The organism is Roseovarius dicentrarchi (assembly GCF_003316635.1).
GTDB classification, from domain to species: domain Bacteria; phylum Pseudomonadota; class Alphaproteobacteria; order Rhodobacterales; family Rhodobacteraceae; genus Roseovarius; species Roseovarius dicentrarchi.
This window is the reverse complement of sequence record NZ_QNQP01000010.1, coordinates 84,047-107,888: the sequence shown is the minus strand read 5'-3', so window position 1 is coordinate 107,888 and position 23,842 is coordinate 84,047. Positions and strand designations below refer to the sequence as shown.

The window sequence follows — 23,842 nt, the reverse complement described above, 5'->3', positions numbered from 1 at the left end:
GCAGCGGGAGAGAGAGTTATGGCTAAAAAATCAATGATCGAGCGCGAGAAGAAGCGCCAGAAACTGGTTCAGCAATACGCCACCAAGCGGGCCGCGCTGAAAGAGATCATCAACGACCAGAGCAAGCCGATGGAAGAGCGTTTCCGCGCGACCCTGAAGCTGGCCGACCTGCCGCGCAACAGCAGCGCAACACGCCTGCACAACCGTTGCCAGCTGACAGGCCGTCCGCATGCGTATTACCGCAAGCTCAAAGTGTCGCGTATCGCGTTGCGGGAACTGGGCCAGTCCGGCCTGGCTCCGGGCCTCGTGAAATCCAGCTGGTAAGGGAGATTTGATATGAATGATCCTATCGGCGATATGCTCACGCGGATCCGCAACGCATCCATGCGCGGCAAATCCTCGGTTGTGACACCTGCGTCCAAAATGCGCGAGCGTGTGCTCGACGTACTTTTGAACGAAGGCTACATCCGCGGCTTTGAGGCAACGACTGGCAAGGATGGCCACCCGGCTATCGAGATCAGCCTGAAATACTTCGATGGCGCCCCCGTCATTCGCGAAATGAAGCGGGTCTCCAAGCCCGGTCGTCGCGTCTATCTGGGCGTCAAGGACATCCCATCGGTTCGTTCGGGCCTGGGTGTGTCGATTGTCTCCACCCCCAAGGGTGTGATGTCGGATGCAAATGCACGCAGCCACAATGTCGGCGGCGAAGTGCTCTGCACGATATTCTAAGGAGGGCTGTTTTATGTCTCGTATCGGCAAACTGCCCATTCCCCTGCCAGCAGGTGTCACTGCGTCGCTCAGCGGCCAGACGCTTGAGGTCAAGGGGCCGAAGGCAACGAAAAGCTTTACTGCAACCGATGATGTCACCATCACGATCAACGACAGTGACATCACCATCACGCCGCGCGGCAAATCCAAGCGCGCGCGTCAGCAGTGGGGCATGACACGCAGTGTCGTGGCGAATGTCGTTCACGGCACCCATGCGAATTTCACCAGGAATCTGGAAATTCGCGGCGTTGGTTACCGTGCGGCGCTTCAGGGCAATGTCGTCAAGCTGTCGCTTGGCTACAGCCATGACGTCGATTTTGAAATTCCGGAAGGTGTGAGCGTTACCGTTCCCAAGCCCACTGAGATCGTGGTCGAAGGCACGGACAAGCAGCTCGTCGGTCAGGTCGCGTCTGATATTCGCGACTGGCGTCCGCCAGAGCCCTACAAGGGCAAAGGCATTCGCTACAAAGACGAGTATATCTTCCAGAAAGAAGGCAAGAAGAAGTAAGGAACGGGTAGATGGCAAACAGCAAAAGAAAACTGTTTCTGAAACGCCGCCTGCGCGTTCGGAACAAACTTCGCAATGTGAATGCAGGGCGCATGCGCCTGAGCGTTCACCGCTCAAACAAGAACATCAGCGTTCAGCTGATCGACGATGTACGCGGCATCACGCTCGCATCGGCCTCGACCTTGGAAAAGGATCTGGGCATGGTGGGCAAGTGCAACATCGAAGCGGCCACCAAGGTGGGCGCAGCGATCGCAGAGCGCGCCAAGAAGGCCGGTATCGAAGAGGCTTACTTCGACCGTGGCGGCTTCCTTTTTCATGGCAAGGTCAAGGCAGTTGCCGACGCCGCGCGTGAAGGTGGTCTGAAGATCTAAAGACAGCGCAGGCGGCCCCGATGATGGGGCCGCCTCGATGATCCGGGGGCGCTTTTGCCCACCTGGATTGAAATGGTTTGGCGCCGCGCGCGCCGCTTTGAAAAGGACATGCCGCATGGCAAGAGATGAAAACCGTGGCGGGGGCCGCCGCAACCAGCGTGACGAGACCCCCGAATTCGCCGACCGTCTGGTCGCAATCAACCGCGTTTCGAAAACCGTCAAGGGCGGCAAGCGCTTCGGCTTTGCGGCGCTGGTCGTCGTAGGCGATCAAAAAGGCCGCGTCGGTTTCGGCAAGGGCAAGGCGAAAGAAGTGCCCGAGGCGATCCGCAAGGCGACCGAGGCCGCCAAGCGCGCCATGATCCGCGTGCCGCTGCGCGAGGGTCGCACGCTGCACCATGACATGGAAGGTCGCCATGGCGCCGGCAAGGTGATCATGCGCTCCGCGCCGCAGGGTACTGGCATCATCGCCGGTGGTCCGATGCGTGCCGTGTTTGAAATGCTGGGTCTTCAGGATGTCGTCGCCAAGTCGAACGGCTCCCAGAACCCCTATAACATGATCCGCGCCACCATGAACGGCCTGACCAAAGAGTCGAGCCCCCGCATGGTTGCGCAGCGCCGTGGCAAGAAGGTCGCCGACATCATGGCAACCGCCGACGCGCCCAAGATCAAGGGCGAACAAGCGCCCGTCGCGCAGGAGGGTTAATCAATGGCCAAGACAATCGTCATCAAGCAGGTGGGCAGCCCCATCCGCCGCCCCGCCGAGCAGCGTGCTACGCTGATCGGCCTCGGCCTGAACAAGATGCACCGCGTGCGCGAGCTGGAGGACACACCCAGCGTCCGCGGCATGATCAACAAGATCTCGCACATGGTTGAGATTTTGGAAGAGAAGGGCTGAGTTCTGTCAGTCTGAAAGTTTAGCGCCCCGGTCAGAAATGGCCGGGGCGCTCTGCGTTTGGCGAATAGCCGCCTTGCGCTGTGCGCGTAGCACGGGCGCAGGGCGGCGCCGGGATGGGAGGGTTTGCGCCATGCCTGTCTGGCTATTTCCAAAAAATGGTTTTGTTTCAATGAGGTTTGTAACGGCGTGAGTGCGCCCAGCTACCGCTGTCTGGGGCACAGCGAGTGGAACTTGGCCAGCTCCCGGCTGTTGACCTGCCAGCAACACGAAACGGCACAAGGAGTATACACCGTGAAAACCCTCGCAACAGTCGCACTGGCATCCACCCTCGCATTCGGCGCAGGCAGTGCATTCGCACAGGCCGACACCACCGACGTTCTGCATCCCGGCAACGCCGACTTCACCAACGAAGGCACCGTCGGTCCCTGGACCGTCTATGGTGACACCGATCGCGGCACCTGCCTGATCGAAGGCGTCGACCCGAATGGGTATATCGTGCAGATGGGCCTGACCGCCGATGACCGCTTTGGCTATGTCGGTATCTTTACAGACAAGGATTTCGGCGCCGTTGAGGGCCAGACACAGCCGATCCAGATCGTCGTGAACGACAATGCCTATGTTGGCGAAGTGGCCGAGATGCGCGGCAACGTGCAGCCGGGTTTTCAGGGCGGTTACGTTCTGGCGTCCGACCCGCAGTTCGCGACCGACATCCAGAAAAGCTATGAGATGACGTTTGTCCCGGCGAACGGCACGTCCGCCGTCATCAACCTTGACGGCACATATGACGCCATCGAGGCGGCCAAGGCATGCAACGCCAAGATGGCTGCAATGTAAAATGGGCGTCGCCGGCTTATAGGCGATAACGACACGAGTTGACGGATCCCGGCGCATATGCGCCGGGATTTTTCGTTTCCGGGCGCGCAAACGCCTGCCACCTGATTGCGTATGGGCTTGAACAGGCCAGCGAAGACAGCTACACGGCGCGATGTGGCGCTGTCCGTCACAACACGAATCCCAATCACGCCGCGTTCGGCCGCTCCCGTCGCTGGGGGTCGCATCCGGCATAAGGAGAAGCGACATGAAACTGCATGAACTGCACGATAACGAAGGCGCAACCAAGCGCAAGAAGCGCGTTGGCCGTGGTGCCGGCTCGGGCATGGGCAAGACCGGTGGCCGTGGTATCAAGGGTCAGAAGTCCCGTTCGGGCGTTGCGATCAAGGGCTTTGAGGGCGGCCAGATGCCGCTCTATCAGCGTCTGCCCAAGCGCGGCTTCAACAAGCCGAACCGCAAGGCATATGCCGTGGTCAACCTGGGCCTGATCCAGAAATTCATCGATTCGGGCAACCTGGACGCAGGCAGCGCCATCACCGAGGACGTGCTGATCACGTCCGGTCTGGTGCGCCGCAAGCTGGATGGCGTGCGTGTGCTGGCAAAGGGCGACGTCACCTCCAAGCTGACGCTGGAAGTCACCGGCGCGTCCAAATCTGCCGTTGAAGCGGTCGAGAAAGCGGGCGGAACGCTCACGCTGACCAGCGGCGCGGCGGCTGTTGCGGCTGAATAAGAGGTTGTGAGCGGCGCCCCCGCCGCTTACATACCCCCTAGTTTTTCAAAACACGCCGCCGGGCCGCTGGAAAACAGCAACCCGGCGGCGTTGTCATTCCGAAAGAGAGCCGAATGGTATCTGCAGCAGAACAAATGGCGGCCAACACCAGTTGGTCAGCGCTCGGCAAAGCCAGCGATCTTCGCAAGCGCATCCTTTACACCCTTATGCTGCTGGTCGTGTACCGGCTGGGCACGTGGATCCCGGTGCCCGGCATCGACGGCGCCGAATTGCGCGAGTTCATGGTGGGCGCGGGCGCCAGCATTGGTGGCATGCTCAGCATGTTTACCGGCGGCGCGTTGGGCCGGATGGGCATCTTCGCGCTTGGCATCATGCCCTATATTTCGGCGTCCATCATCATTCAGCTGATGACGGCGATGGTCCCATCGCTGGCAGCACTGAAAAAAGAGGGCGAGGCGGGCCGCAAGAAGATCAACCAATACACCCGCTATGGCACCGTTCTGCTGGCCACGCTGCAATCCTACGGCTTGGCCGTCAGCCTGCAATCGGGCGATCTGGTGACCAACCCCGGCATCTTCTTCATCGTTTCCTGCATGGTGACGCTGATCGGCGGCACCATGTTCCTGATGTGGCTGGGCGAGCAGATCACCGCGCGCGGTATCGGCAACGGCATCTCGCTGATCATCTTTGTCGGCATCATCGCCGAGGTTCCCGCCGCATTGGCGCAGTTCTTTGCGTCGGGCCGGTCGGGCGCCATCAGCCCCGCCGTGATCATCGGCGTGATCGTCATGGTGATTGTCGTGATCGCCTTCGTCGTGTTCATGGAGCGGTCCCTGCGCAAGGTGCATATCCAGTATCCGCGCCGACAGGTGGGGATGAAGGTTTATGACGGCGGATCGTCGCACCTGCCGATCAAGGTGAACCCGGCGGGCGTGATCCCGGCAATCTTTGCCTCGTCGCTGCTGCTGCTGCCGACAACGATCAGCACGTTTTCGGGCGGGCAGGGCGGTAGCCCGATCATGTCGACGATCCTGGCCTATTTTGGCCCCGGCCAGCCGCTCTATTTGCTGTTTTTCACCGGCATGATCGTGTTCTTTGCGTATTTCTACACCTACAACGTGGCGTTCAAGCCCGATGAGGTTGCGGAAAACCTGAAGAACCAGAATGGTTTCGTCCCCGGTATCCGTCCGGGCAAACGCACGGCGGAGTATCTGGAATATGTCGTCAGCCGTATCCTTGTCCTTGGCTCGGGTTATCTGGCGCTGGTTTGCCTTTTGCCGGAAATTCTGCGCGCGCAGTTCGCGATCCCCTTTTACTTTGGCGGGACATCGGTTCTTATTGTCGTGTCGGTCACAATGGACACGATCCAGCAGGTGCAAAGCCATCTTCTGGCACATCAATACGAAGGGCTGATTGAAAAATCACAGCTTGGCAGCAAGGGCAAACGGCGCGCCCGTCGCAAAGGGACAGGACGGAAATAAATGAACATCATACTTCTCGGACCGCCGGGCGCGGGCAAGGGCACACAGGCGCATCATCTGGTGGCCACCCGCGACATGATCCAGCTAAGCACCGGCGACATGCTGCGCGAAGCCAAGGATAGTGGCACCGAGATGGGCAAGCGTGTTGCCGAAGTGATGGCGCGGGGCGAGCTGGTGACAGATGAAATCGTCATCGGCCTGATCCGGGAGAAGCTGGAATGCGGCAAGGGGGGCGGTTTTATCTTTGACGGCTTCCCGCGCACCCTGCCGCAAGCCGACGCACTGGGGCAGCTTTTGTCCGAATGTGGCGAGACGTTGGATGCGGTGATCGAAATGCAGGTCGACGACGAGGCGCTGGTTGATCGTATCACGGCCCGCTCCACCTGCTCGAACTGCGGCGAGGTGTATAACGACAATACCAAGCCGATCCCGGCGGACGGCGTCTGCACCAAATGCGGCGAAGCGCATGAGTTTACCCGCCGCGCCGACGATAACGAGGAGGCGCTGCGCAATCGCCTCATGGAATATTACAAGAAAACGTCGCCGCTGGTCGGCTATTACTACGCCAAAGACATGCTGAGCCGCATCAATGGCCTGGGGAGCGTCAAGGACGTTCAGGGCAGCATCGCCGCCATTCTGGACCGCTGACGCAGCTTGCACATCGGGTATCGCAGGGCAGGGTGGTTTAGTTTGCCGCCCGGCCCTTGACGATCCTGCCAATTCCTCCTAACCAGCAGCATCCCGCAAGGGGTTTGATTCCCATGGGGCTGCCTCATACCGAATCGATTACCTGAATTCAGCTGCGGCTTGGGCGTGATGCGCCTCTTGCCTACGTTGTGAAAAAAGGGTCCGGCATTACGGACCCGCAACGAAAAAGGAATATGCACTTGGCACGTATCGCCGGCGTCAACATCCCGACGCATAAACGGGTTCCCATTGCCCTGACCTACGTGACTGGTATCGGTCACTCCACCGCCAAAACCATCTGCGACGCGGTCGGCATCGACCACACGCGCCGCGTGAATGAGTTGAGCGACACCGAAACGGTTGCGCTGCGCGAGTATATCGACGCCAATCTGGCTGTCGAAGGTGACCTGCGCCGCGAGACGCAGATGAACATCAAGCGCCTGATGGATCTGGGCTGCTACCGCGGTCTGCGCCACCGCCGGAACCTGCCGGTTCGCGGCCAGCGTACCCATACCAACGCCCGCACCCGCAAAGGCCCCGCAAAGGCCATTGCCGGCAAGAAGAAATAAGGGAGGGCATTTGATATGGCACGCGATACAAAACGCACCAAAAAGAAGGTTTCCAAGAACATCGCCACCGGCGTTGCTCATGTGAACTCGTCCTTCAACAACACCAAGATCCTGATTTCCGACGTGCAGGGCAACGCGATTGCGTGGTCCTCGGCCGGCACATGCGGCTTCAAGGGCTCGCGCAAATCGACGCCCTATGCGGCGCAGATGGCTGCCGAAGATGCGGGCAAGAAGGCGCAGGAACACGGCATGCGCACGATCGAGGTCGAAGTGCAGGGCCCCGGTTCGGGCCGCGAAAGCGCACTGCGCGCACTGGCCGCTGTTGGCCTGAACGTGACATCCATCCGTGACGTCACGCCGATGGCGCATAACGGCTGCCGTCCGCCAAAGCGCCGCCGCGTCTGAGGTCTGTTTTTCAAGTGGGGCCGCGCATGTCCGCGTGGCCCTATTTGCCGTCATTTTAAACCTCGGGCGTTCTGGCCGTCGGACATGCGGGCAGGACTGGTATGGAGGGACACATGATCCACAAGAACTGGGCTGAATTGATCAAGCCGACACAGCTGGACGTCAAGCCGGGCAATGACCCGCTGCGTCAGGCCACTGTCGTCGCCGAACCGCTGGAGCGCGGCTTTGGTCTGACGCTGGGCAACGCGCTGCGCCGCGTTCTGATGTCGTCGCTGCAAGGTGCGGCGATCACCGCCGTGCAGATCGACAACGTGCTGCACGAGTTCTCAAGCGTGGCAGGTGTGCGCGAGGATGTCACCGACATCATCCTGAACCTCAAGGGCGTCGCCATCCGCATGGAGGTCGAAGGCCCCAAGCGTCTGTCGGTCAACGTCAAGGGTCCGGGCGTCGTGACTGCCGGCGATATTTCCGACAGCAGCGGCATCGAAATTCTGAACCGCGAACATGTGATCTGCCACCTAGACGAGGGCGCGGACCTGTTCATGGAGCTGACCGTCGGCACCGGCAAAGGCTATGTTGCCGCCGAGAAGAACAAGCCCGAGGATGCGCCGATCGGCATGATTCCGATCGACGCGATCTACAGCCCGATCCGCCGCGTCAGCTATGACGTTCAGCCCACCCGCGAGGGGCAGGTTCTGGACTATGACAAGCTGACGATGAAGGTCGAAACCGACGGCTCGATCACGCCGGACGATGCTGTGGCCTATGCCGCGCGCATCCTTCAGGACCAGCTGAGCACCTTCGTCAACTTTGACGAGCCGGAAAGCGCCGGCCGCCAGGATGATGAGGATGGTCTGGAGTTCAACCCGCTTCTGCTGAAGAAGGTTGACGAGCTGGAGCTTTCGGTGCGGTCGGCCAACTGCCTGAAGAACGACAATATCGTCTATATCGGCGATCTGATCCAGAAAACCGAAGCCGAAATGCTGCGCACGCCGAACTTTGGCCGCAAGTCCCTGAACGAAATCAAGGAAGTGCTGTCGGGCATGGGCCTGCATCTGGGCATGGATGTCGAGGATTGGCCGCCCGACAATATCGAAGATCTGGCAAAAAAATTCGAGGATTCGTTCTAAACCGCCAGTCCAGAATTCGCAGGTCGCGCCACGGGGTGCGACCAGCAAAGACCGGGCATAATGCCCCAAGGAGAGTGGCCTGACACGCATCACGCCGCCGGACAAAGCAAAATACGTTAAGGAGTTAGAAAATGCGTCACGCAAGAGGTTACCGCCGCCTGAACCGCACCCACGAGCACCGCAAGGCGCTGTGGGCGAACATGGCAGGCTCGCTCATTGAACATGAGCAGATCAAGACAACACTGCCGAAAGCCAAGGAACTGCGCCGGATCATCGAAAAGATGATCACGCTGGGCAAGCGCGGCGATCTGCACGCGCGCCGGCAGGCCGCAAGCCAGCTGAAGCAGGACCAGTATGTCGCGAAGCTGTTCGACATCCTTGGCCCGCGCTACAAGGACCGTCAGGGCGGTTACGTCCGCGTCCTGAAGGCCGGTTTCCGCTACGGCGACATGGCACCGATGGCGATCATCGAATTCGTTGACCGCGATCCGGCCGCCAAGGGCAAGGCCGATAAGGAGCGCGTCGCCTCCGAACTGGCGTCGATGGACGAAGAATAAAGCGCAGCCTGAAAAGGCCGGTGTTTTGAGGCCCCCGCCATATCGGCGGGGGCTTTTGCATGTCCGGCGTTGAGGCGCAAACTTGCAATCGGATGCGGCGACGCGCATATCGGGCAGGCACAGTTGACGGAGACGCGCGATGCTCAGACCGATTGCCCTTGCCTTGCTGGTGCTCAGCGCCCCCGCCATTGCCGAAACCCGGGTGCCGACCAGCCAGGCAGAAATCCAGATGGGTTTTGTGCCCGTGGTCAAGGCGGTGACGCCGGCGGTGGTCAACATCTACGCCCGCCGGGTGATTGAGGGGCGCGCCAGCCCGTTCGCGGATGATCCGTTTTTCGGGCAGCTGTTTCAGGGTTTTGGTGCGCAGCCGCCGCGCGTGGAAAATTCGCTGGGCTCCGGCGTTATTCTGGATGCGGGCGGCATCGTCGTATCGAATTATCATGTGGTCGGGCAGGCGACCGACATCCGCGTGGTGCTGACCGACCGGCGTGAATTTGACGCGACCGTGCTGTTGGCCGACGAGGAAAGCGATCTGGCCATTTTGCAACTGGCCGGTGCGACGGACTTGCCCGCGCTGGAGCTTCGCGACAGCGACAGCGTCGAGGTGGGCGAATTGGCGCTGGCGGTCGGCAATCCGTTTGGTGTGGGACAGACCGTGACCAGCGGGATCGTGTCGGGCCTTGCGCGGTCCGGCACGGTGACGGGCAACACGCGCGGGTATTTCATCCAGACCGATGCGCCGATCAACCCCGGCAATTCAGGCGGTGCGCTGGTCGATATCAACGGCCGGCTTATTGGCATCAACACCTCGATACTCAGCCGCTCGGGCGGATCGAACGGTATCGGCTTTGCCATTCCGGCCACTCTGGTCAGCCAGTTCATGGCGCAGGCCCGCGCGGGCGAGGCCGAATTTCAGCGCCCCTGGGCGGGCGTTTCAGGCCAGCCCTTGACCTTTGATATGGCCGAAGGGTTAGGGCTGGACCGCTCCGGCGGGGTCATCCTGTCCGGGGTCCACCCGGCCAGCCCCTTTGGCGCGGCGGGGCTGACGCCCGGCGATGTGATCCTTGCTGTGGACGGGCGTGATGTCAGTGGCCCGGCGGAGATGATCTATCGCATGACGATTGCCGGGATCGGCGTGGATTTGACCGTGACGGCGGTGCAGGGCGGCGAGACGCGCGATGTGATCGTGCCGATGCGGCGCGCGCCGGAAACGCCGCCGCGCGCGACGCTCACCACCGGGGCCGGGGCGGCGGTGCCGGGTGTCACGCTCAGCACGATCAACCCGGCCGTGATGGCTGAATTCGACTTGCCGTTTTCGATAGCCGATGGCGCGCTGGTGGTTGATCCGGGTGATATCGGCGCGCGCGCCGGGCTGCGTGCCGGGGATATCCTGCTGGGCGTGGACGACGCGGCGATTGCATCCAGCACCGAGGCGAACGCAGCGCTGGAGCGGGCGCGCGGGCGGCTGGCGCTGGATGTGCAGCGCGGGCAGCGGCGGCTGACCATGCGGTTCCGGCTCTAGCAGATGGCGGACCTGTTCGATACCGGCGCACCCGCGCCCGAGCCGCAGCAAGGCCACCGCCCGCTGGCGGATCGCCTTCGCCCGAAATCGCTGGGCGATGTGATCGGGCAGGAGCAGGTGCTGGGCCGCGAGGCGCCGCTGGGCGTGATGCTGACGGCGGGCAGTCTGGGCAGTCTGATCTTCTGGGGTCCGCCGGGGGTGGGCAAGACGACGATCGCGCGGCTTCTGGCGGATGAGACGGATCTGCATTTCATTCAGATCAGCGCAATTTTTTCCGGCGTCGCCGAATTGAAGAAGGTGTTTCAGGAGGCGACGCATCGCCGCCGGAACGGGCAGGGAACGCTGCTGTTCGTCGACGAAATTCACCGCTTCAACAAGGCGCAGCAGGACGGATTTTTGCCCTTCATGGAGGACGGCACGATCCTGTTGGTCGGCGCCACGACCGAAAACCCAAGCTTTGAGTTGAACGCCGCGCTTTTGTCGCGCAGTCAGGTGCTGGTGCTGACCCGTCTGGCGCTGTCGGATCTGGAGCGTCTTGCCCAGCGGGCCGAGCGCGAGATGGGCCGCCCCCTGCCGCTGGATGGCCCGGCGCGCGAGGCGCTGCTGGAGATGGCCGATGGAGATGGCCGGGCGCTGCTGAACCTGATCGAGCAGATCGCCGCGTGGAAACTGACCGGCAAGCTGGGGCCGGAGGGGCTGGCCAGTCGCCTGATGCGGCGGGCGGCAAAATACGACAAATCCGGGGATGAGCATTATAACCTGATCTCGGCGCTGCATAAATCGGTGCGCGGGTCCGATCCCGACGCGGCGCTGTATTGGCTGGCGCGGATGCTGACCGGGGGCGAAGATCCGCGATATCTGGCCCGGCGCATCGCGCGTATGGCGGTCGAGGATATCGGGCTGGCCGATACCCACGCGCACCGCGTCTGTCTGGACGCGTGGGAGACATACGAGCGGCTGGGCAGCCCCGAGGGCGAATTGGCGCTGGGGCAGGCGGTAACCTATCTGGCGTTGGCGCCCAAATCGAACGCCGGATACGTGGCCTTCAAAGCGGCGATGCGCGAAGCCAAAAAGACCGGATCAGAGCCCCCGCCAAAGCACATTCTGAACGCGCCGACCAAGCTGATGAAAGAGCAGGGATATGGGTCGGGCTATGCCTATGACCATGACGCCGAAGACGGGTTTTCAGGGCAGAATTACTTTCCCGAAACCATGAAACGCCCCATCCTTTATCAACCGGTCGAGCGCGGATTCGAGCGTGAGTTGAAGAAGCGGCTGGACTATTTCACCAAGCTGCGTCTGCGGCGCGAATAGTGTCATGCGCGCCAGGCCAGGCGTCCGCGCATGGGGTTGATGGTCTGAAAACGACATATTCGGGCAGCAGATTGTGGCCCGAATGGCCGTATTTCGATCAGCGCAGGCCGGGTTCAGCTGCCGTCAACCCCTATAAATAGGGTATTTCGGCCTATTTCCGCTGGTAGTCAGCGGGGTTTCATGTTCCCCTAAGGAAATGTCGCAATCAGGCTATATGCCATGCACTCACTCTGCCGCGGGGCCACTGCCCTTGCGCACGCACCGGCCGGGGGCACATTCGGCGCCGCGTGCCGCCTGCGCTACTGCTGGCAGTCAGAGCGCCTGGATCTGCGCGAGAAAATCAATCCCACTTTACGGAGAGATATAAATGACCAAATTTAATCAGACCAAAACCACCGATTCCGCGCTGTCCGCCACGCTGGACAGTGCCGCGCGCACAGGCAGACTGTCGCGCCGTGCGTTCATCAATACGTCTGCTGCTGCCGGTATTGCGGCAACCGCCGCTGGCGGTCTGTGGACCACCCGCGCCCAGGCCGCGCCGCAGAAGGGCGGGACGTTCCGCTTTGGCATCCATGACGGCAATTCATCTGACAACCACGATCCGGGCACCTATGTCAGCCGCCAGCAGATTTATCTGGCGCATCAGTACCGCAGCTATCTGACGATGATCAATTCCGATGGCACGCTGGGCAACGATCTGGCCACCGGGTGGGAGCCGAATGATGACGCGTCCGTCTGGACCTTTGAAATTACGCCTGATGCGGTGTTCCACAGCGGCAAGCCCGTCACGTCCGGGGATGTTGTCAATTCACTGAATTTCCACCGGGGGGAGAAGTCCACTTCGGCGGCCAAATCGCTGCTGTCGTCGGTGACGGATATCCGCGCGGATGGCGAACATACCGTCGTGGTCGAGCTGGACGCGGGCAACGCAGACGTGCCGTGGCTGATGACCGACTACCATTTCGCGGTCTGCCCCAGCGACGGCAATGGCGGTATTGACTGGCAGTCGGGGGATGGCTCCGGCCCTTACAAGATTGACGATGCGGAATGGGGCGTGCAGTTCAACCTGTCGCGCCATGACGGCTGGCATCTTGACGGGGCTTATTTCGACGCGCTGGAAATGCTGGTTCTGAACGATCCCAACGCGCGCCAGACCGCGCTGGTAACGGGCGACGTCGATGCGATTTCACTGGTCGATCTCAAGACGAAATCACTGCTGGAGCGTGATCCGTCGATCAATATCCTTAGTGTGCCATCTGCTGCGGCGATCACCATGCCGATGTTTTGCGACACCGCGCCCTTCAAGGATGTGAATGTGCGCAACGCCATGAAGCTGGCGATGGACCGCGACGAGATCATCCAGAAAATCGCCTTTGGCGAGGCAACAAAGGGCAATGATTTCCACCACAGCCCGGCGATGCCTTATTTCCCCGAAGGAATTGAACAGCGCGACTATGATCCCGATCAGGCGAAATCGCTGCTGAAGAAGGCGGGCGCCGAAAATATTCAGGTCGATCTCAGCACCGCCGATTCCGTATTCTCGGGTGCGGTCGATATGTGCGTTCTGTATGCCGAGCAGGCGAAACAGGCCGGTATCAACGTCAATGTCGTGCGCGAGCCGAATGATGGCTATTATTCGGATGTCTGGCTGAAAAAGCCGTTTACCGCGGTCAGCTGGGGAGCGCGCCCGACGCCCGATGTGATGTACAGCCTTGCCTACAAGGATGACGCTGCGTGGAACGAGTCGCGCTGGCAGAATGAGGAGTTCAACACGCTGCTGCTCAAGGCCAAGGCGGAGCTGAACGACGAGCTGCGCAGCGAGATGTACCGCGATATGGCGCTGCTGGCGCGCAACGATGGCGGCACGATCATCCCGTTCTTCAACAACTTTGTGTATGCGGTGCGCAGCAACGTCTCGACCGGGGACAACCTTGCCTCCAGCTGGGAGCTGGACGGCGCGCGCGGCCCCAGCCGCTGGTGGTTCTCGGGCTGATCGCACAAGCCTGTCGCCTGGCTGCGATGATCCGGACCCGGCGCCGCGTGCGCCGGGTTCTTCAGCGCGGTTCAAACAGCCGGAGCCGGAACTTTTTTCGTGTTTGGGGTGTTGAGTTGCCACGCCATGAAAATTTGTTTCACCAAAAGGGTGTAGTGAGAATATCGTTGCGTATCAAAAAATTGTGGATGCAGGGTGACTTTCGTGTTTTGGTATAAACACGTCGCTTTCGGGCCCGCTTGCGGATCGCAGCATGCACAAACTTCGCAGGCGTCCGGCCACCAAAGATGCCCGCACATGACAAGATAAAAGCGGACTTTCAGGGAGATGACATGACCAATCCGAACACTCAGATGATGCTGGACAAGTTGGCGCACGCCGCCCGCGAAGGGCGCGTTTCGCGCCGTTCGTTCATGAATTACGCGATGGCCGCAGGCGTCACCGCCAGCGCCGCGACCGGGCTGTGGGGCACGGCCGCACGGGCAGAGCCAAAGCGCGGCGGAACCTTCCGAATTGCGCAGCATGACGGCAATTCGGGCGACAGCCACGATCCGGGTCTTTACGAATCCAACGCCGAGATCCTGCTGGCGCATACGCACCGGGCGTTTCTGACGTTGATCAACACGGACGGCACGCTTGGCCCCGATGTGGCCAGCGAATGGTCCGCGACAGAAGACGCCTCCGAGTGGACGTTCAAGCTGAACCCCGCCGCGACCTTCCATTCGGGCGCCAAGGTGAAGGCGGCCGATGTGGTCGCCTCGATCAACTACCACCGGGGCGAGAAAACCACATCGGTTGCCAAGGCGTTGCTGGAGGTTGTCACCGACGTTGTGGCCGTTGACGACCAGACCGTCACGTTCAAGTTGGAAAGCGGCAACGCGGATCTGCCTTGGCTGATGACCGACTATCATTTCGTCATTCTGCCCGCGACTGACGATGGCTCGATTGACTGGAAGTCGGGCGATGGCTGCGGTCCCTACAAGCTGGACAGTTTCGAGCCGGGCCGCAGCGCCAACCTGACCCGCCACGATGAATGGCACGGCGAGGGGGCCTATTTCGACGCGGTCGAGGTGATTTTCATCAACGATCCCAACGCGCGCCAGACCGCCCTTGTCACCGGCGACGCGGACGCGACCAGCTGGCTTGAGAACAAGACGATGACCCTGCTGGAGCGTCACCCAGAGGTGGACGTGATCAACCTGCCATCCGCGCAGACGATCACGATGCCGATGTTCTGCGATGTCGAGCCGTTCACGGACGTCAACGTGCGCAAGGCGCTGAAGCTGTCGATTGACCGCAAGGACATGATGGAAAAGATCCTGTTCGGCGCGGCCACAATCGGCAACGATTTCCACCACTCGCCCGCCATGCCCTATTGGCCCGAGGACGTGGAGCAGACGCCCTACGACCCCGATCAGGCCAAATCGCTGCTGAAAAAGGCCGGGATGGAAGATCTGAGCGTCACGCTTCATTCCGCCGATTCAATCGCGACCGGCGCGGTCGATGCGGCGATCCTGTATTCGGAACACGCCAAGGCATCGGGCATCGACGTCAAGGTGTCGCGCGAGCCGAATGATGGCTACTGGTCCGATGTCTGGCTGAAAAAGCCGTGGTGCATGGTCGCATGGGGCGCGCGCCCGACACCCGATGTGATGTACAGCCTTGCCTACAAGGACGATGCGGCGTGGAACGAATCGCACTGGCAGAACGAGGAGTTCAACAAGCTTCTGCTTCAGGCCAAGGCCGAGCTGGACGATACCCTGCGCGCTGAAATGTATCGCGATATGGCGATCCTGTCGCGCGACGATGGCGGTACGGTAATCCCGTATTTCCCCAATTTCGTTTACGGCAAACGCAAGAATATCGGCACCGCGGGGGAGTATTCCATCGCCTGGCAGCTGGACGGATACCGTGCCGCCAGCCGCTGGTGGTTTGAAAGCTAAACCGATAAAGTACCGATCCCGGCGCCCCTGCGGCGCCGGGATTTCATGCCCGCACGGCGCCGTAGCGCCGGATTATGGGCCAAAATCAATGTCATGCAGTTACCGCGCACGCGTAACAAAGATGACGATCAACTGTTAATTCCGGGCGCGCCGTAAGGGCGACATTGGGCCGGAAGGGCAGCAGGAGGGACACATGGGCGACATACTAGGGCTTGTTGCGAAACGGCTCGGTCTGGGACTGATTATTCTACTGGTGATTTCAGTCATCATCTTTTTCATGGTCGAACTTTTGCCCGGCGACATCGCCGAGGCGGTTCTGGGCCAGGGGGCGACCGAGGAAAACGTCAGAAACTTGCGCGAGCAGATGGGGCTGAACGATCCCGCACTTGTGCGGTATTTCGACTGGCTGAAAGGGGCGTTGATGCTCGATTTCGGCAGCTCTATCGTGACGCAAGAGCCGGTGATGAGCGTGATTGGCGAGCGGTTCCGCAACACGCTGTTTCTGGCCACCTATGCCGCCGTTATCGCTGTGCCTTTCGCCATCACGCTGGGCGTGATCGTCGCGCTTCTGCGCAACTCGATCTTTGACCGGGTGGCCAACGTGCTGACGCTGACATCCATCTCCAGCCCCGAATTTTTCCTGGGTTACATCCTGATCCTGTTCTTTTCGGTCAAGTGGGGCATGTTCCCCGCCATCGCCAGCCTCAGCGACGGCATGTCGTTCTGGGAACTGCTGGAGCGGACGTTCCTGCCGGCCCTGACGCTGGTTCTGGTCGTCACCGCGCATATGATGCGCATGACGCGCGCCGCGATCATCAACCTGCTGGCCTCTCCCTATATCGAAATGGCCAAGCTGAAGGGCACACCGCCGTGGAAGGTCATCGTGCGCCACGCGCTGCCCAACGCCTGGGCGCCGATCATCAACGTGATCGCGCTGAACCTGGCCTATCTGATCACCGGCGTTGTTCTGGTCGAGGTGGTGTTCGTTTATCCCGGCATCGGTCAGGCGCTGGTCGATGCGGTCAGCAAACGCGATTTCCCCGTGGTGCAGGCCTGCTGCCTGATCTTCGCCGCGACCTTCATCCTGCTCAATCTTGCGGCAGACGTGGGCGCAATTCTGACCAATCCGCGCCTGCGGCATCCGAAATAAGGGAGTACGAGATATGGGTATTTTTGTAATCGCGTATTATTCGCTGCTCCTGATCGCGTCGTGCCTCGCCGCGTTCTATAATCAACGGTCGGCGTTCTTGCTGCTGTTCTCGCTGACGCTGGTGTCGTTCATCGTGGGCATCATCGGCGGCGCGGATGCGCTGAAGTTCATCGCGATCGCGGCTGGCGTGATCGCACTGGCCGCGATGGTGTCCTACGCGTTCCGCGAGTTCCTGATCCTGATTGTCTCACGCGAAGTGGCCAAGGAGCTGCGCACAGCGCCGCTGACCGCCGGTTTCGGCATGTTCGTGATCTTCACCTACGCTGTCGCAGGTGTTTTCGCACCCTGGATCGCCCCCTTTGGTGAGGCCGAAGTCATCGCGTCAGCGTTCGCGCCGGCAGATGAAAACATGTTGCTGGGCGCTGACCAGCTGGGCCGTGATATGTTCAGCCGCCTGATCTACGGCACGCGCAACTCTGTCGGACTGGCGCTGACGGCCACGCTGCTGGCGTTTTTCGTCGGTGCGTTTCTGGGCCTTCTTGCGGCCACGAAGGGCGGTTTTCTGGACAATATGCTGGGCCGTGTCGCGGATGTGATCATGTCGATTCCCTCGCTGATCTTCGCGCTGCTGATGCTGTCGATCTTCGGCCCGTCCATGCCGGTGATCATCATCGCCGTGTCGATCATCTATGCGCCGCGCGTCTTCCGCCTGACGCGGGCGGTTGCGGGCGACGTGGTGGTAATGGACTATATCGAAGCGGCCAAGCTGCGCGGGGAGGGCACCGGCTATCTGATCCGCCGCGAGATCCTGCCAAACTCGACCGCGCCGCTGATCGCTGAATTCGGCCTTGAGTTCTGCTTTGTGTTCCTGCTGGTCGCGGGCCTGTCCTTCCTTGGGCTTGGTATTCAGCCACCCACGGCCGACTGGGGGTCGATGGTGCGCGAAAACGCGACGCTGATCTCATTTGGTGAAATCACACCGCTCATACCTGCCGCCGCCATCGCGCTGCTGACCGTCGGGGTCAACTTCGTGGTGGACTGGATGCTGCACCGGTCCTCGGGACTGAAGGAGTAACGACACATGCCATATGACAAGACGAAAAAAGATGTCCTGCTGAAAATCAGAAACCTGAAAATTCAGGGCTATTCCGATGAAAGCTGGGTCGACATCATCAAGGGTGTCGATCTGACCCTGCACCGGGGCGAGGTGATGGGCCTGATCGGCGAATCTGGCGCCGGCAAATCCACCATCGGCGCCGCCGCAATGGGATACGCGCGCGACGGCACGCGCATCTCCGAGGATTCGTCGATTGAATTCGACGGTATGGAGCTGACCACCGCGACCGAAGGCGAGCGGCGCGCGCTGCGCGGCAATCGCATCGCCTATGTGGCGCAGTCGGCGGCGGCGTCCTTCAACCCGGCGCACAAGATCATCGACCAGCACACCGAAGGCCCGCTGCAATACCGCCTGAAAAAACGGATGGAGGCACAGGAGGACGCGATTGACCTCTACAATCGGCTGCGCCTGCCGAACCCTGATGAAATCGGGTTTCGCTATCCCCATCAGGTCTCCGGCGGTCAGCTACAGCGCGCGATGACGGCGATGGCGATGTCCTGCCGCCCCGACCTGATCATCTTTGACGAGCCGACGACGGCGCTGGACGTGACCACCCAGATCGAGGTGCTGGCGGCGATCCGCGACATCGTCGATCAGTTCGATACGGCCGCGCTCTATATCACCCACGATTTGGCCGTCGTTGCGCAGATGGCCGACACGATCAAGGTGCTGCTGAAAGGCGAGGAAGTCGAAGAAGGCTCGACCGCCGACATGATGAGCAACCCCAAGGAGGAATATACCAAATCCCTTTGGGCCGTGCGCAGCTTCAAATCCCCCCAGCGCAGCCGCGAGGGGCGCGATTGCCTGATTTCGGTTAAAAATGTCGATGCGGCTTATTCCAACGGCCCCAAGATCCTCGATGATGTCAGCTTTGATATTTACGAGGGCATGACCGTGGCCGTGGTCGGCGAATCTGGCTCGGGCAAATCGACAACCGCGCGCGTCATCACCGGCCTTCTGCCACCGCAAAAGGGCGAGGTGCTGTTCAAGGGCGAGCCGTTCCCGGCGGACTACCGCAACCGCAACAAGGAACAGCTGCGCCAGTGCCAGATGATCTACCAGATGGCCGACACCGCGTTGAACCCCAAGGTGAAAATCAGCGAAATCATCGGGCGGCCGGCGCGTTTCTATTCGGGCCTGAAGGGCGCCGCGCTGAAAAACCGGGTGGACGAGCTGCTGGATCTGATCGAGTTGGAGCCGTCGCAATACTACAACCGCTATCCACCCGAATTGTCCGGCGGCCAGAAGCAGCGGATCGGCATTGCGCGCGCGCTGGCGGCCGAACCCAGTTTCATCGTCTGCGACGAGGTGACATCGGCGCTGGACCAACTGGTGGCCGAGGGCATCCTGCGCCTGCTAGACAGGCTTCAGGACGAGCTGAACCTGGCCTATATGTTCATCACGCACGATCTGGCCACGGTGCGATCCATCGCCGATGAGGTGGTGGTCATGCAGAATGGCCAAGTGGTGGAGCAGGGGCCAAAGGACGAGATGTTCCGCCCGCCGCACCATCCCTACACCGACCTTCTGCTTAGCTCGGTGCCCGAGATGGACCCCGATTGGCTGACCACGCTTCTGGAAGAGCGCGGCCTTGAGAATCTGGGCGAATCGGCGTCGAAGAAGATCGACCCCGAAGATGAAAAGATCGCCCCGACGAGTGCCTGACCCGGCAAAGAAAAAGCGGCGAATGGGGGTCCATTCGCCGCTCGATCACTGCCCGTTCGGGCGGTATCAGGTCATTGCAAGGCCAGTCAGGATCATCGTGCCGAAAATAACGGCATAGACGATCAGGACAGTTGGAAAATTGGCGCTGTGCGCGCGCAACTCGCGGGTCAGTTGATCTCTGGTCATGGCAGTATCGCTTCTGGCCGTGTGGCAGGGGTTATCCAAACCCTCGCCAGAATGGGGGATTGGCGGGTGGGTGTGCCCATCCGCCGCTGCATCTGCTGAAACTTTTGAATAGTCCGATCCGGTCAGGATCGGGCCGGCCTGCGTGTCAGGTCATCGACATCGCTGACAGGACCATGGTCCCGAAAATAAGGCCATAGACAACAAGCACAGCAGGCCAGGTGGCACTATGCATGCGTAACTCTCGGTTTAGTTGATCCCGTGTCATGGGCGCCTCCCTATGCTGCGTTTTCATCTGGGGCAGCGGTCACTGCCTTGATCCGGATCTATCCATTTCCATTGGGAAAGCAAAGGGCAAGTGAACAATATTTCAAGGAATGGCGTCATGGCTGCTGCGACCTTATTGCATAGCTTGCGGAGCGCATCGTAAGCATATGATAAGGCGTGAAAAAATCGCAGAGAGTGTTTTGCGCATGTGCGCTAAGATTATTTCGCGCTCACGCTTTGGTGTCATTATGCAACACCACGTGTGCAGGCCGGATGGGACCGGCCTGCACATTTTGCTCACGCCGCTGTGGGGCCTTGCAGCGGCATCACCTTGAGGTCGCCCTCCAGCCGGGCCTGCATGGCCTGTGCGGCCGCCAAGGATGCGGCAGCGGTGGTGAAATACGGGATCTTGTCATACAGCGCGACCGAGCGGATTTCGCGGCTGTCCTCAACCGACAGCGCGCCTTCGGTCGTGTTCATCACCACGGCGATTTCGCCGTTTTTCAGCATATCCACGATGTTGGGACGCCCCTCGTAAACCTTGTTCACCACGGTGCAAGGCAGGTCGTTTTCCGTCAGGAACGCCGCCGTTCCGCGCGTTGCAACGATGCTGAACCCGATATCCAGCAGGATGCGCGCCGCCTCGATAATCAGGGGCGTCTTGTCGCTGTCCTTGATCGAGAAGAACACCGCGCCGCTATCGGGCAGCACCACGCCCGCGCCCATCAGCGCCTTGAGAAACGCGCGGGGGAAACTGACATCCCAGCCCATGACCTCGCCGGTCGAGCGCATTTCGGGGCCAAGGATCGTATCGACACCGGGGAAGCGGGCGAAGGGCATGACCGCCTCCTTGACCGAAAACCACGGCATTGCGTAATCGGCCAGCGTCATCTGGTCGGCCATCGGCAGGCTGCCGGGGGTGGCGTCCTCCGGGTAATCGCCGCGATGCGGGAAGTTGCTCAGCGGCTCGCCCGCCATCAGGCGCGCGGCGATGGACGCGATGGCCGAATCCGTCGCCTTGGCGACAAAAGGCACGGTGCGGCTGGCGCGGGGGTTCACCTCGATCAGGAAAATCTCGCCGTCCTTTACTGCAAATTGCACGTTCATCAGCCCGACCACCTTCAGAGCACGCGCGAGCGCGACAGTCTGCCGCTCAATTTCCGCGATGATATCGTCGTCCAGCGTGTAGGGCGGGATCGAGCAGGCGCTGTCGCCGGAATGTACGCCGGCCTCTTCGATATGCTGCATGATGCCGGCGACATGCACGTTCTCGCCATCGGACAGCGCATCGACATCACATTCGATCGCGCCTGACAGGTAGCTGTCCAGCAAGACCGGGCTTTTGCCCGACACCACCACCGCCTCGGCGATGTAGCGTTCCAGCTGCGGCATGTCGCGCACGATCTCCATCGCGCGCCCGCCCAGCACGTAGGACGGGCGGATCACCAGCGGGAAGCCGATTTTCTCGGCAATCGCAAAGGCCTGGGCGTCGGTCGAGGCGATACCATTCACCGGCTGCTTCAGCCCCAGACGGTTGACCAGATCCTGAAACCGCTCGCGGTCCTCGGCCAGATCAATGGCGTCGGGCGAGGTGCCAAGGATCGGGATGCCTTCATCCTCCAGCGCGTTGGCCAGCTTGAGCGGGGTCTGCCCGCCGAACTGCACGATCACACCATGCAGCGTGCCGTTCTCCTGCTCAACCCGCAGGATTTCCATCACATGCTCGAACGTCAGCGGCTCGAAATACAGCCGGTCGGAGGTGTCATAATCGGTGCTGACCGTTTCGGGGTTGCAGTTGATCATGATCGTCTCATAACCGGTGTCCGACAGCGCATAGCAGGCGTGGCAGCAGCAATAATCGAACTCGATCCCCTGACCGATGCGGTTGGGGCCGCCGCCCAGAATGACCACCTTCTTGGCATCCGAGGGGCGCGCCTCGCATTCTACGTCGCCCATCATCGGAGCCTCGTAGGTGGAGTACATATAGGGCGTCTGCGCCTCGAATTCCGCCGCGCAGGTGTCGATCCGCTTGAAGACGGCGGTGACGCCCGCGCCGCGCCGCGCCGCGCGCACGGACGCCTCGCTGGAGCCGGTCAGGGTGGCAAGCCGCGCATCGGTGAAGCCCATCATCTTCAGGCGGCGCAGCCCGGCGGCGTCGGAGGGCAGGCCGCTGGCGCGCACGTCCTCTTCGGCCTCGATGATCTCGCGGATGCGGGCCAGGAACCATGGATCATACATGGTAACGGCGTGAATATCGTCGTCGTTCAACCCGTGGCGCATGGCCTGTGCAATCACGCGGATGCGGTCGGGGGTCTGCTTGGCCAGCGCGCGGGTGACGGCGGCCTTTTCGGGGGCGCCTTCGATTTCGATTTCATCAAAGCCGCTCAGCCCCGTCTCCATCGACGCCAACGCCTTTTGCAAGCTTTCGTGGATGGTGCGGCCGATCGCCATCGCCTCGCCCACCGATTTCATCGCGGTAGTCAGATGCGGCTCGCTGCCTGCAAATTTCTCAAACGCGAAGCGCGGGATTTTTGTGACAACGTAATCAATCGACGGCTCGAAGCTGGCCGGCGTGACTTGCGTGATGTCATTGTCCAGCTCGTCCAGCGTATAGCCGACGGCCAGTTTCGCCGCGATTTTCGCAATCGGAAATCCCGTCGCCTTCGATGCCAGCGCCGAGGAGCGTGACACGCGCGGGTTCATCTCGATCACCACCATGCGCCCATCGGCGGGGTTGATCGCCCATTGCACGTTCGACCCGCCCGTTTCGACGCCGATCTCGCGCAGCACCGCGATGCTCTGGTTGCGCATCACCTGATACTCCTTGTCGGTCAGGGTCAGGGCAGGGGCCACGGTGATCGAATCGCCGGTATGCACGCCCATCGGGTCGACGTTTTCGATGGCGCAGACGATGATGGCATTGTCGGCGCTGTCGCGCACGACCTCCATTTCAAACTCTTTCCAGCCCAGCAGCGACTCGTCGATCAGGATCTGGCCGACGGGCGAGGCATCAAGCCCGGTCTTGCAGTAATGCTCGTAATCCTCGCGGTTATAGGCCACGCCGCCGCCCGTGCCGCCAAGGGTATAGGCGGGGCGGATGATCGCGGGAAGGCCGACGTAATCAATGGCATCCATGCATTCCTGCATGGTGTTGGCGATGGTCGCCTTGGGGTTTTCGATGCCGAGGCGGTCCATCGCCTCGCGGAACAGCTTGCGGTCCTCGGCCATTTCGATCGCGGCGCGGTTGGCGCCGATCAGCTCGACGCCGTATTTCTCCAGCACGCCCATATCGGCCACGGCCAGCGCGGTATTCAGGCCCGTCTGTCCGCCCATCGTGGGCAGGAGCGCATCAGGGCGTTCCTTTTCGATAATTTTCGCTACGATTTCGGGTGTGATCGGCTCGATATAGGTGGCATCGGCCAGCCCCGGATCGGTCATGATCGTCGCCGGGTTCGAGTTGACCAGAATGACGCGATAGCCTTCCTCGCGCAGCGCCTTGCAGGCTTGTGCGCCGGAATAGTCGAATTCGCAGGCCTGCCCGATAATGATGGGCCCGGCCCCGATGATCATGATGGATGAAATATCGTCGCGCTTTGGCATATCCGGTGTCCCCGCTTGGCAGCTATGGTTGCGCAGGCCCGCCGGGAGCATCGCCGCATGGGGCGGGCGCGCAAATTGTTGGCGGTTATATCCATGCGGCGCGCCGGCGCAAGGGGCGAAGGGGCATGCAAGCGGGGCCGGCATCAAGTTCTGTTT

22 protein-coding genes are annotated in these 23,842 nt (G+C 61.1%); 21 read left to right on the top strand and 1 reads right to left on the bottom strand.

What is annotated here, in order from left to right; genetic code table 11:
* Positions 1-18: 18 nt before the first annotated feature.
* The 21 genes from rpsN to DQ230_RS09225 all read left to right on the top strand — a co-directional run bounded on the left by rpsN (position 19) and on the right by DQ230_RS09225 (position 19,636).
* On the top strand, positions 19-324 hold the full coding sequence (gene rpsN / locus DQ230_RS09325) for a 30S ribosomal protein S14 (RefSeq protein ID WP_113912315.1): 306 nt from the start codon (positions 19-21) through the stop codon (positions 322-324).
* Positions 325-336: 12 nt separating this feature from the next.
* A complete protein-coding gene (gene rpsH / locus DQ230_RS09320; protein ID WP_113912314.1) occupies positions 337-729 on the top strand; it encodes a 30S ribosomal protein S8 in 393 nt (130 codons plus the stop codon).
* A gap of 13 nt (positions 730-742) precedes the next feature.
* Positions 743-1,276 carry a 50S ribosomal protein L6 gene (gene rplF, locus DQ230_RS09315; protein ID WP_113912313.1) on the top strand — a complete coding sequence of 178 codons (534 nt, stop codon included), beginning with the start codon at positions 743-745 and terminating at the stop codon, positions 1,274-1,276.
* Positions 1,277-1,287: 11 nt separating this feature from the next.
* Positions 1,288-1,647 carry a 50S ribosomal protein L18 gene (gene rplR, locus DQ230_RS09310; protein WP_113912312.1) on the top strand — a complete coding sequence of 120 codons (360 nt, stop codon included), beginning with the start codon at positions 1,288-1,290 and terminating at the stop codon, positions 1,645-1,647.
* Between the two features lie 115 nt (positions 1,648-1,762).
* The gene (gene rpsE, locus DQ230_RS09305) at positions 1,763-2,350 is read left to right on the top strand and encodes a 30S ribosomal protein S5 (protein ID WP_113912311.1); all 588 of its coding nucleotides are present in this window, start codon (positions 1,763-1,765) and stop codon (positions 2,348-2,350) included.
* 3 nt (positions 2,351-2,353) lie between these two features.
* Positions 2,354-2,542, top strand: a complete 189-nt coding sequence (gene rpmD / locus DQ230_RS09300) for a 50S ribosomal protein L30 (protein WP_113912310.1) — start codon at positions 2,354-2,356, stop codon at positions 2,540-2,542.
* Positions 2,543-2,833: 291 nt separating this feature from the next.
* Positions 2,834-3,376, top strand: a complete 543-nt coding sequence (locus DQ230_RS09295; RefSeq protein WP_113912309.1) for a hypothetical protein — start codon at positions 2,834-2,836, stop codon at positions 3,374-3,376.
* 244 nt (positions 3,377-3,620) lie between these two features.
* Positions 3,621-4,103 (top strand): 50S ribosomal protein L15, encoded by a 483-nt coding sequence (rplO, locus tag DQ230_RS09290; RefSeq protein ID WP_113912308.1) that lies wholly within the window; start codon positions 3,621-3,623, stop codon positions 4,101-4,103.
* A gap of 113 nt (positions 4,104-4,216) precedes the next feature.
* Positions 4,217-5,584 (top strand): preprotein translocase subunit SecY, encoded by a 1,368-nt coding sequence (gene secY / locus DQ230_RS09285; RefSeq protein ID WP_113912307.1) that lies wholly within the window; start codon positions 4,217-4,219, stop codon positions 5,582-5,584.
* Positions 5,585-6,232 carry an adenylate kinase gene (locus tag DQ230_RS09280; RefSeq protein WP_113912306.1) on the top strand — a complete coding sequence of 216 codons (648 nt, stop codon included), beginning with the start codon at positions 5,585-5,587 and terminating at the stop codon, positions 6,230-6,232.
* 239 nt (positions 6,233-6,471) lie between these two features.
* Positions 6,472-6,840 (top strand): 30S ribosomal protein S13, encoded by a 369-nt coding sequence (rpsM, locus tag DQ230_RS09275; RefSeq protein ID WP_113912305.1) that lies wholly within the window; start codon positions 6,472-6,474, stop codon positions 6,838-6,840.
* Between the two features lie 15 nt (positions 6,841-6,855).
* Positions 6,856-7,245 (top strand): 30S ribosomal protein S11, encoded by a 390-nt coding sequence (gene rpsK / locus DQ230_RS09270; RefSeq protein WP_113912304.1) that lies wholly within the window; start codon positions 6,856-6,858, stop codon positions 7,243-7,245.
* Between the two features lie 113 nt (positions 7,246-7,358).
* Positions 7,359-8,375, top strand: coding sequence for a DNA-directed RNA polymerase subunit alpha (locus DQ230_RS09265; protein WP_113912339.1), 1,017 nt, complete (start codon positions 7,359-7,361; stop codon positions 8,373-8,375).
* Positions 8,376-8,506: 131 nt separating this feature from the next.
* Positions 8,507-8,932: a 50S ribosomal protein L17 gene (gene rplQ / locus DQ230_RS09260; protein WP_113912303.1), complete on the top strand. Its 426-nt coding sequence runs from the start codon at positions 8,507-8,509 to the stop codon at positions 8,930-8,932.
* 139 nt (positions 8,933-9,071) lie between these two features.
* On the top strand, positions 9,072-10,454 hold the full coding sequence (locus DQ230_RS09255; protein ID WP_113912302.1) for a trypsin-like peptidase domain-containing protein: 1,383 nt from the start codon (positions 9,072-9,074) through the stop codon (positions 10,452-10,454).
* 3 nt (positions 10,455-10,457) lie between these two features.
* Entirely contained in the window at positions 10,458-11,768 is a 1,311-nt protein-coding gene (locus tag DQ230_RS09250; protein ID WP_113912301.1) for a replication-associated recombination protein A, read from the top strand.
* Positions 11,769-12,135: 367 nt separating this feature from the next.
* A complete protein-coding gene (locus DQ230_RS09245) occupies positions 12,136-13,761 on the top strand; it encodes an ABC transporter substrate-binding protein (protein WP_113912300.1) in 1,626 nt (541 codons plus the stop codon).
* A 332-nt stretch (positions 13,762-14,093) separates the two neighbouring features.
* Positions 14,094-15,704: an ABC transporter substrate-binding protein gene (locus DQ230_RS09240; RefSeq protein ID WP_238987476.1), complete on the top strand. Its 1,611-nt coding sequence runs from the start codon at positions 14,094-14,096 to the stop codon at positions 15,702-15,704.
* A 193-nt stretch (positions 15,705-15,897) separates the two neighbouring features.
* Entirely contained in the window at positions 15,898-16,854 is a 957-nt protein-coding gene (locus DQ230_RS09235; protein WP_113912299.1) for an ABC transporter permease, read from the top strand.
* Between the two features lie 13 nt (positions 16,855-16,867).
* Complete coding sequence (locus tag DQ230_RS09230) at positions 16,868-17,929, top strand: ABC transporter permease (RefSeq protein WP_113912298.1); 1,062 nt, start codon at positions 16,868-16,870, stop codon at positions 17,927-17,929.
* A gap of 6 nt (positions 17,930-17,935) precedes the next feature.
* Positions 17,936-19,636: an ABC transporter ATP-binding protein gene (locus DQ230_RS09225; RefSeq protein WP_113912297.1), complete on the top strand. Its 1,701-nt coding sequence runs from the start codon at positions 17,936-17,938 to the stop codon at positions 19,634-19,636.
* Between the two features lie 747 nt (positions 19,637-20,383).
* Here DQ230_RS09225 and carB read toward each other — a convergent pair.
* Positions 20,384-23,686, bottom strand: coding sequence for a carbamoyl-phosphate synthase large subunit (carB, locus tag DQ230_RS09220; RefSeq protein ID WP_113912336.1), 3,303 nt, complete (start codon positions 23,684-23,686; stop codon positions 20,384-20,386).
* Between the last annotated feature and the right edge of the window lie 156 nt (positions 23,687-23,842).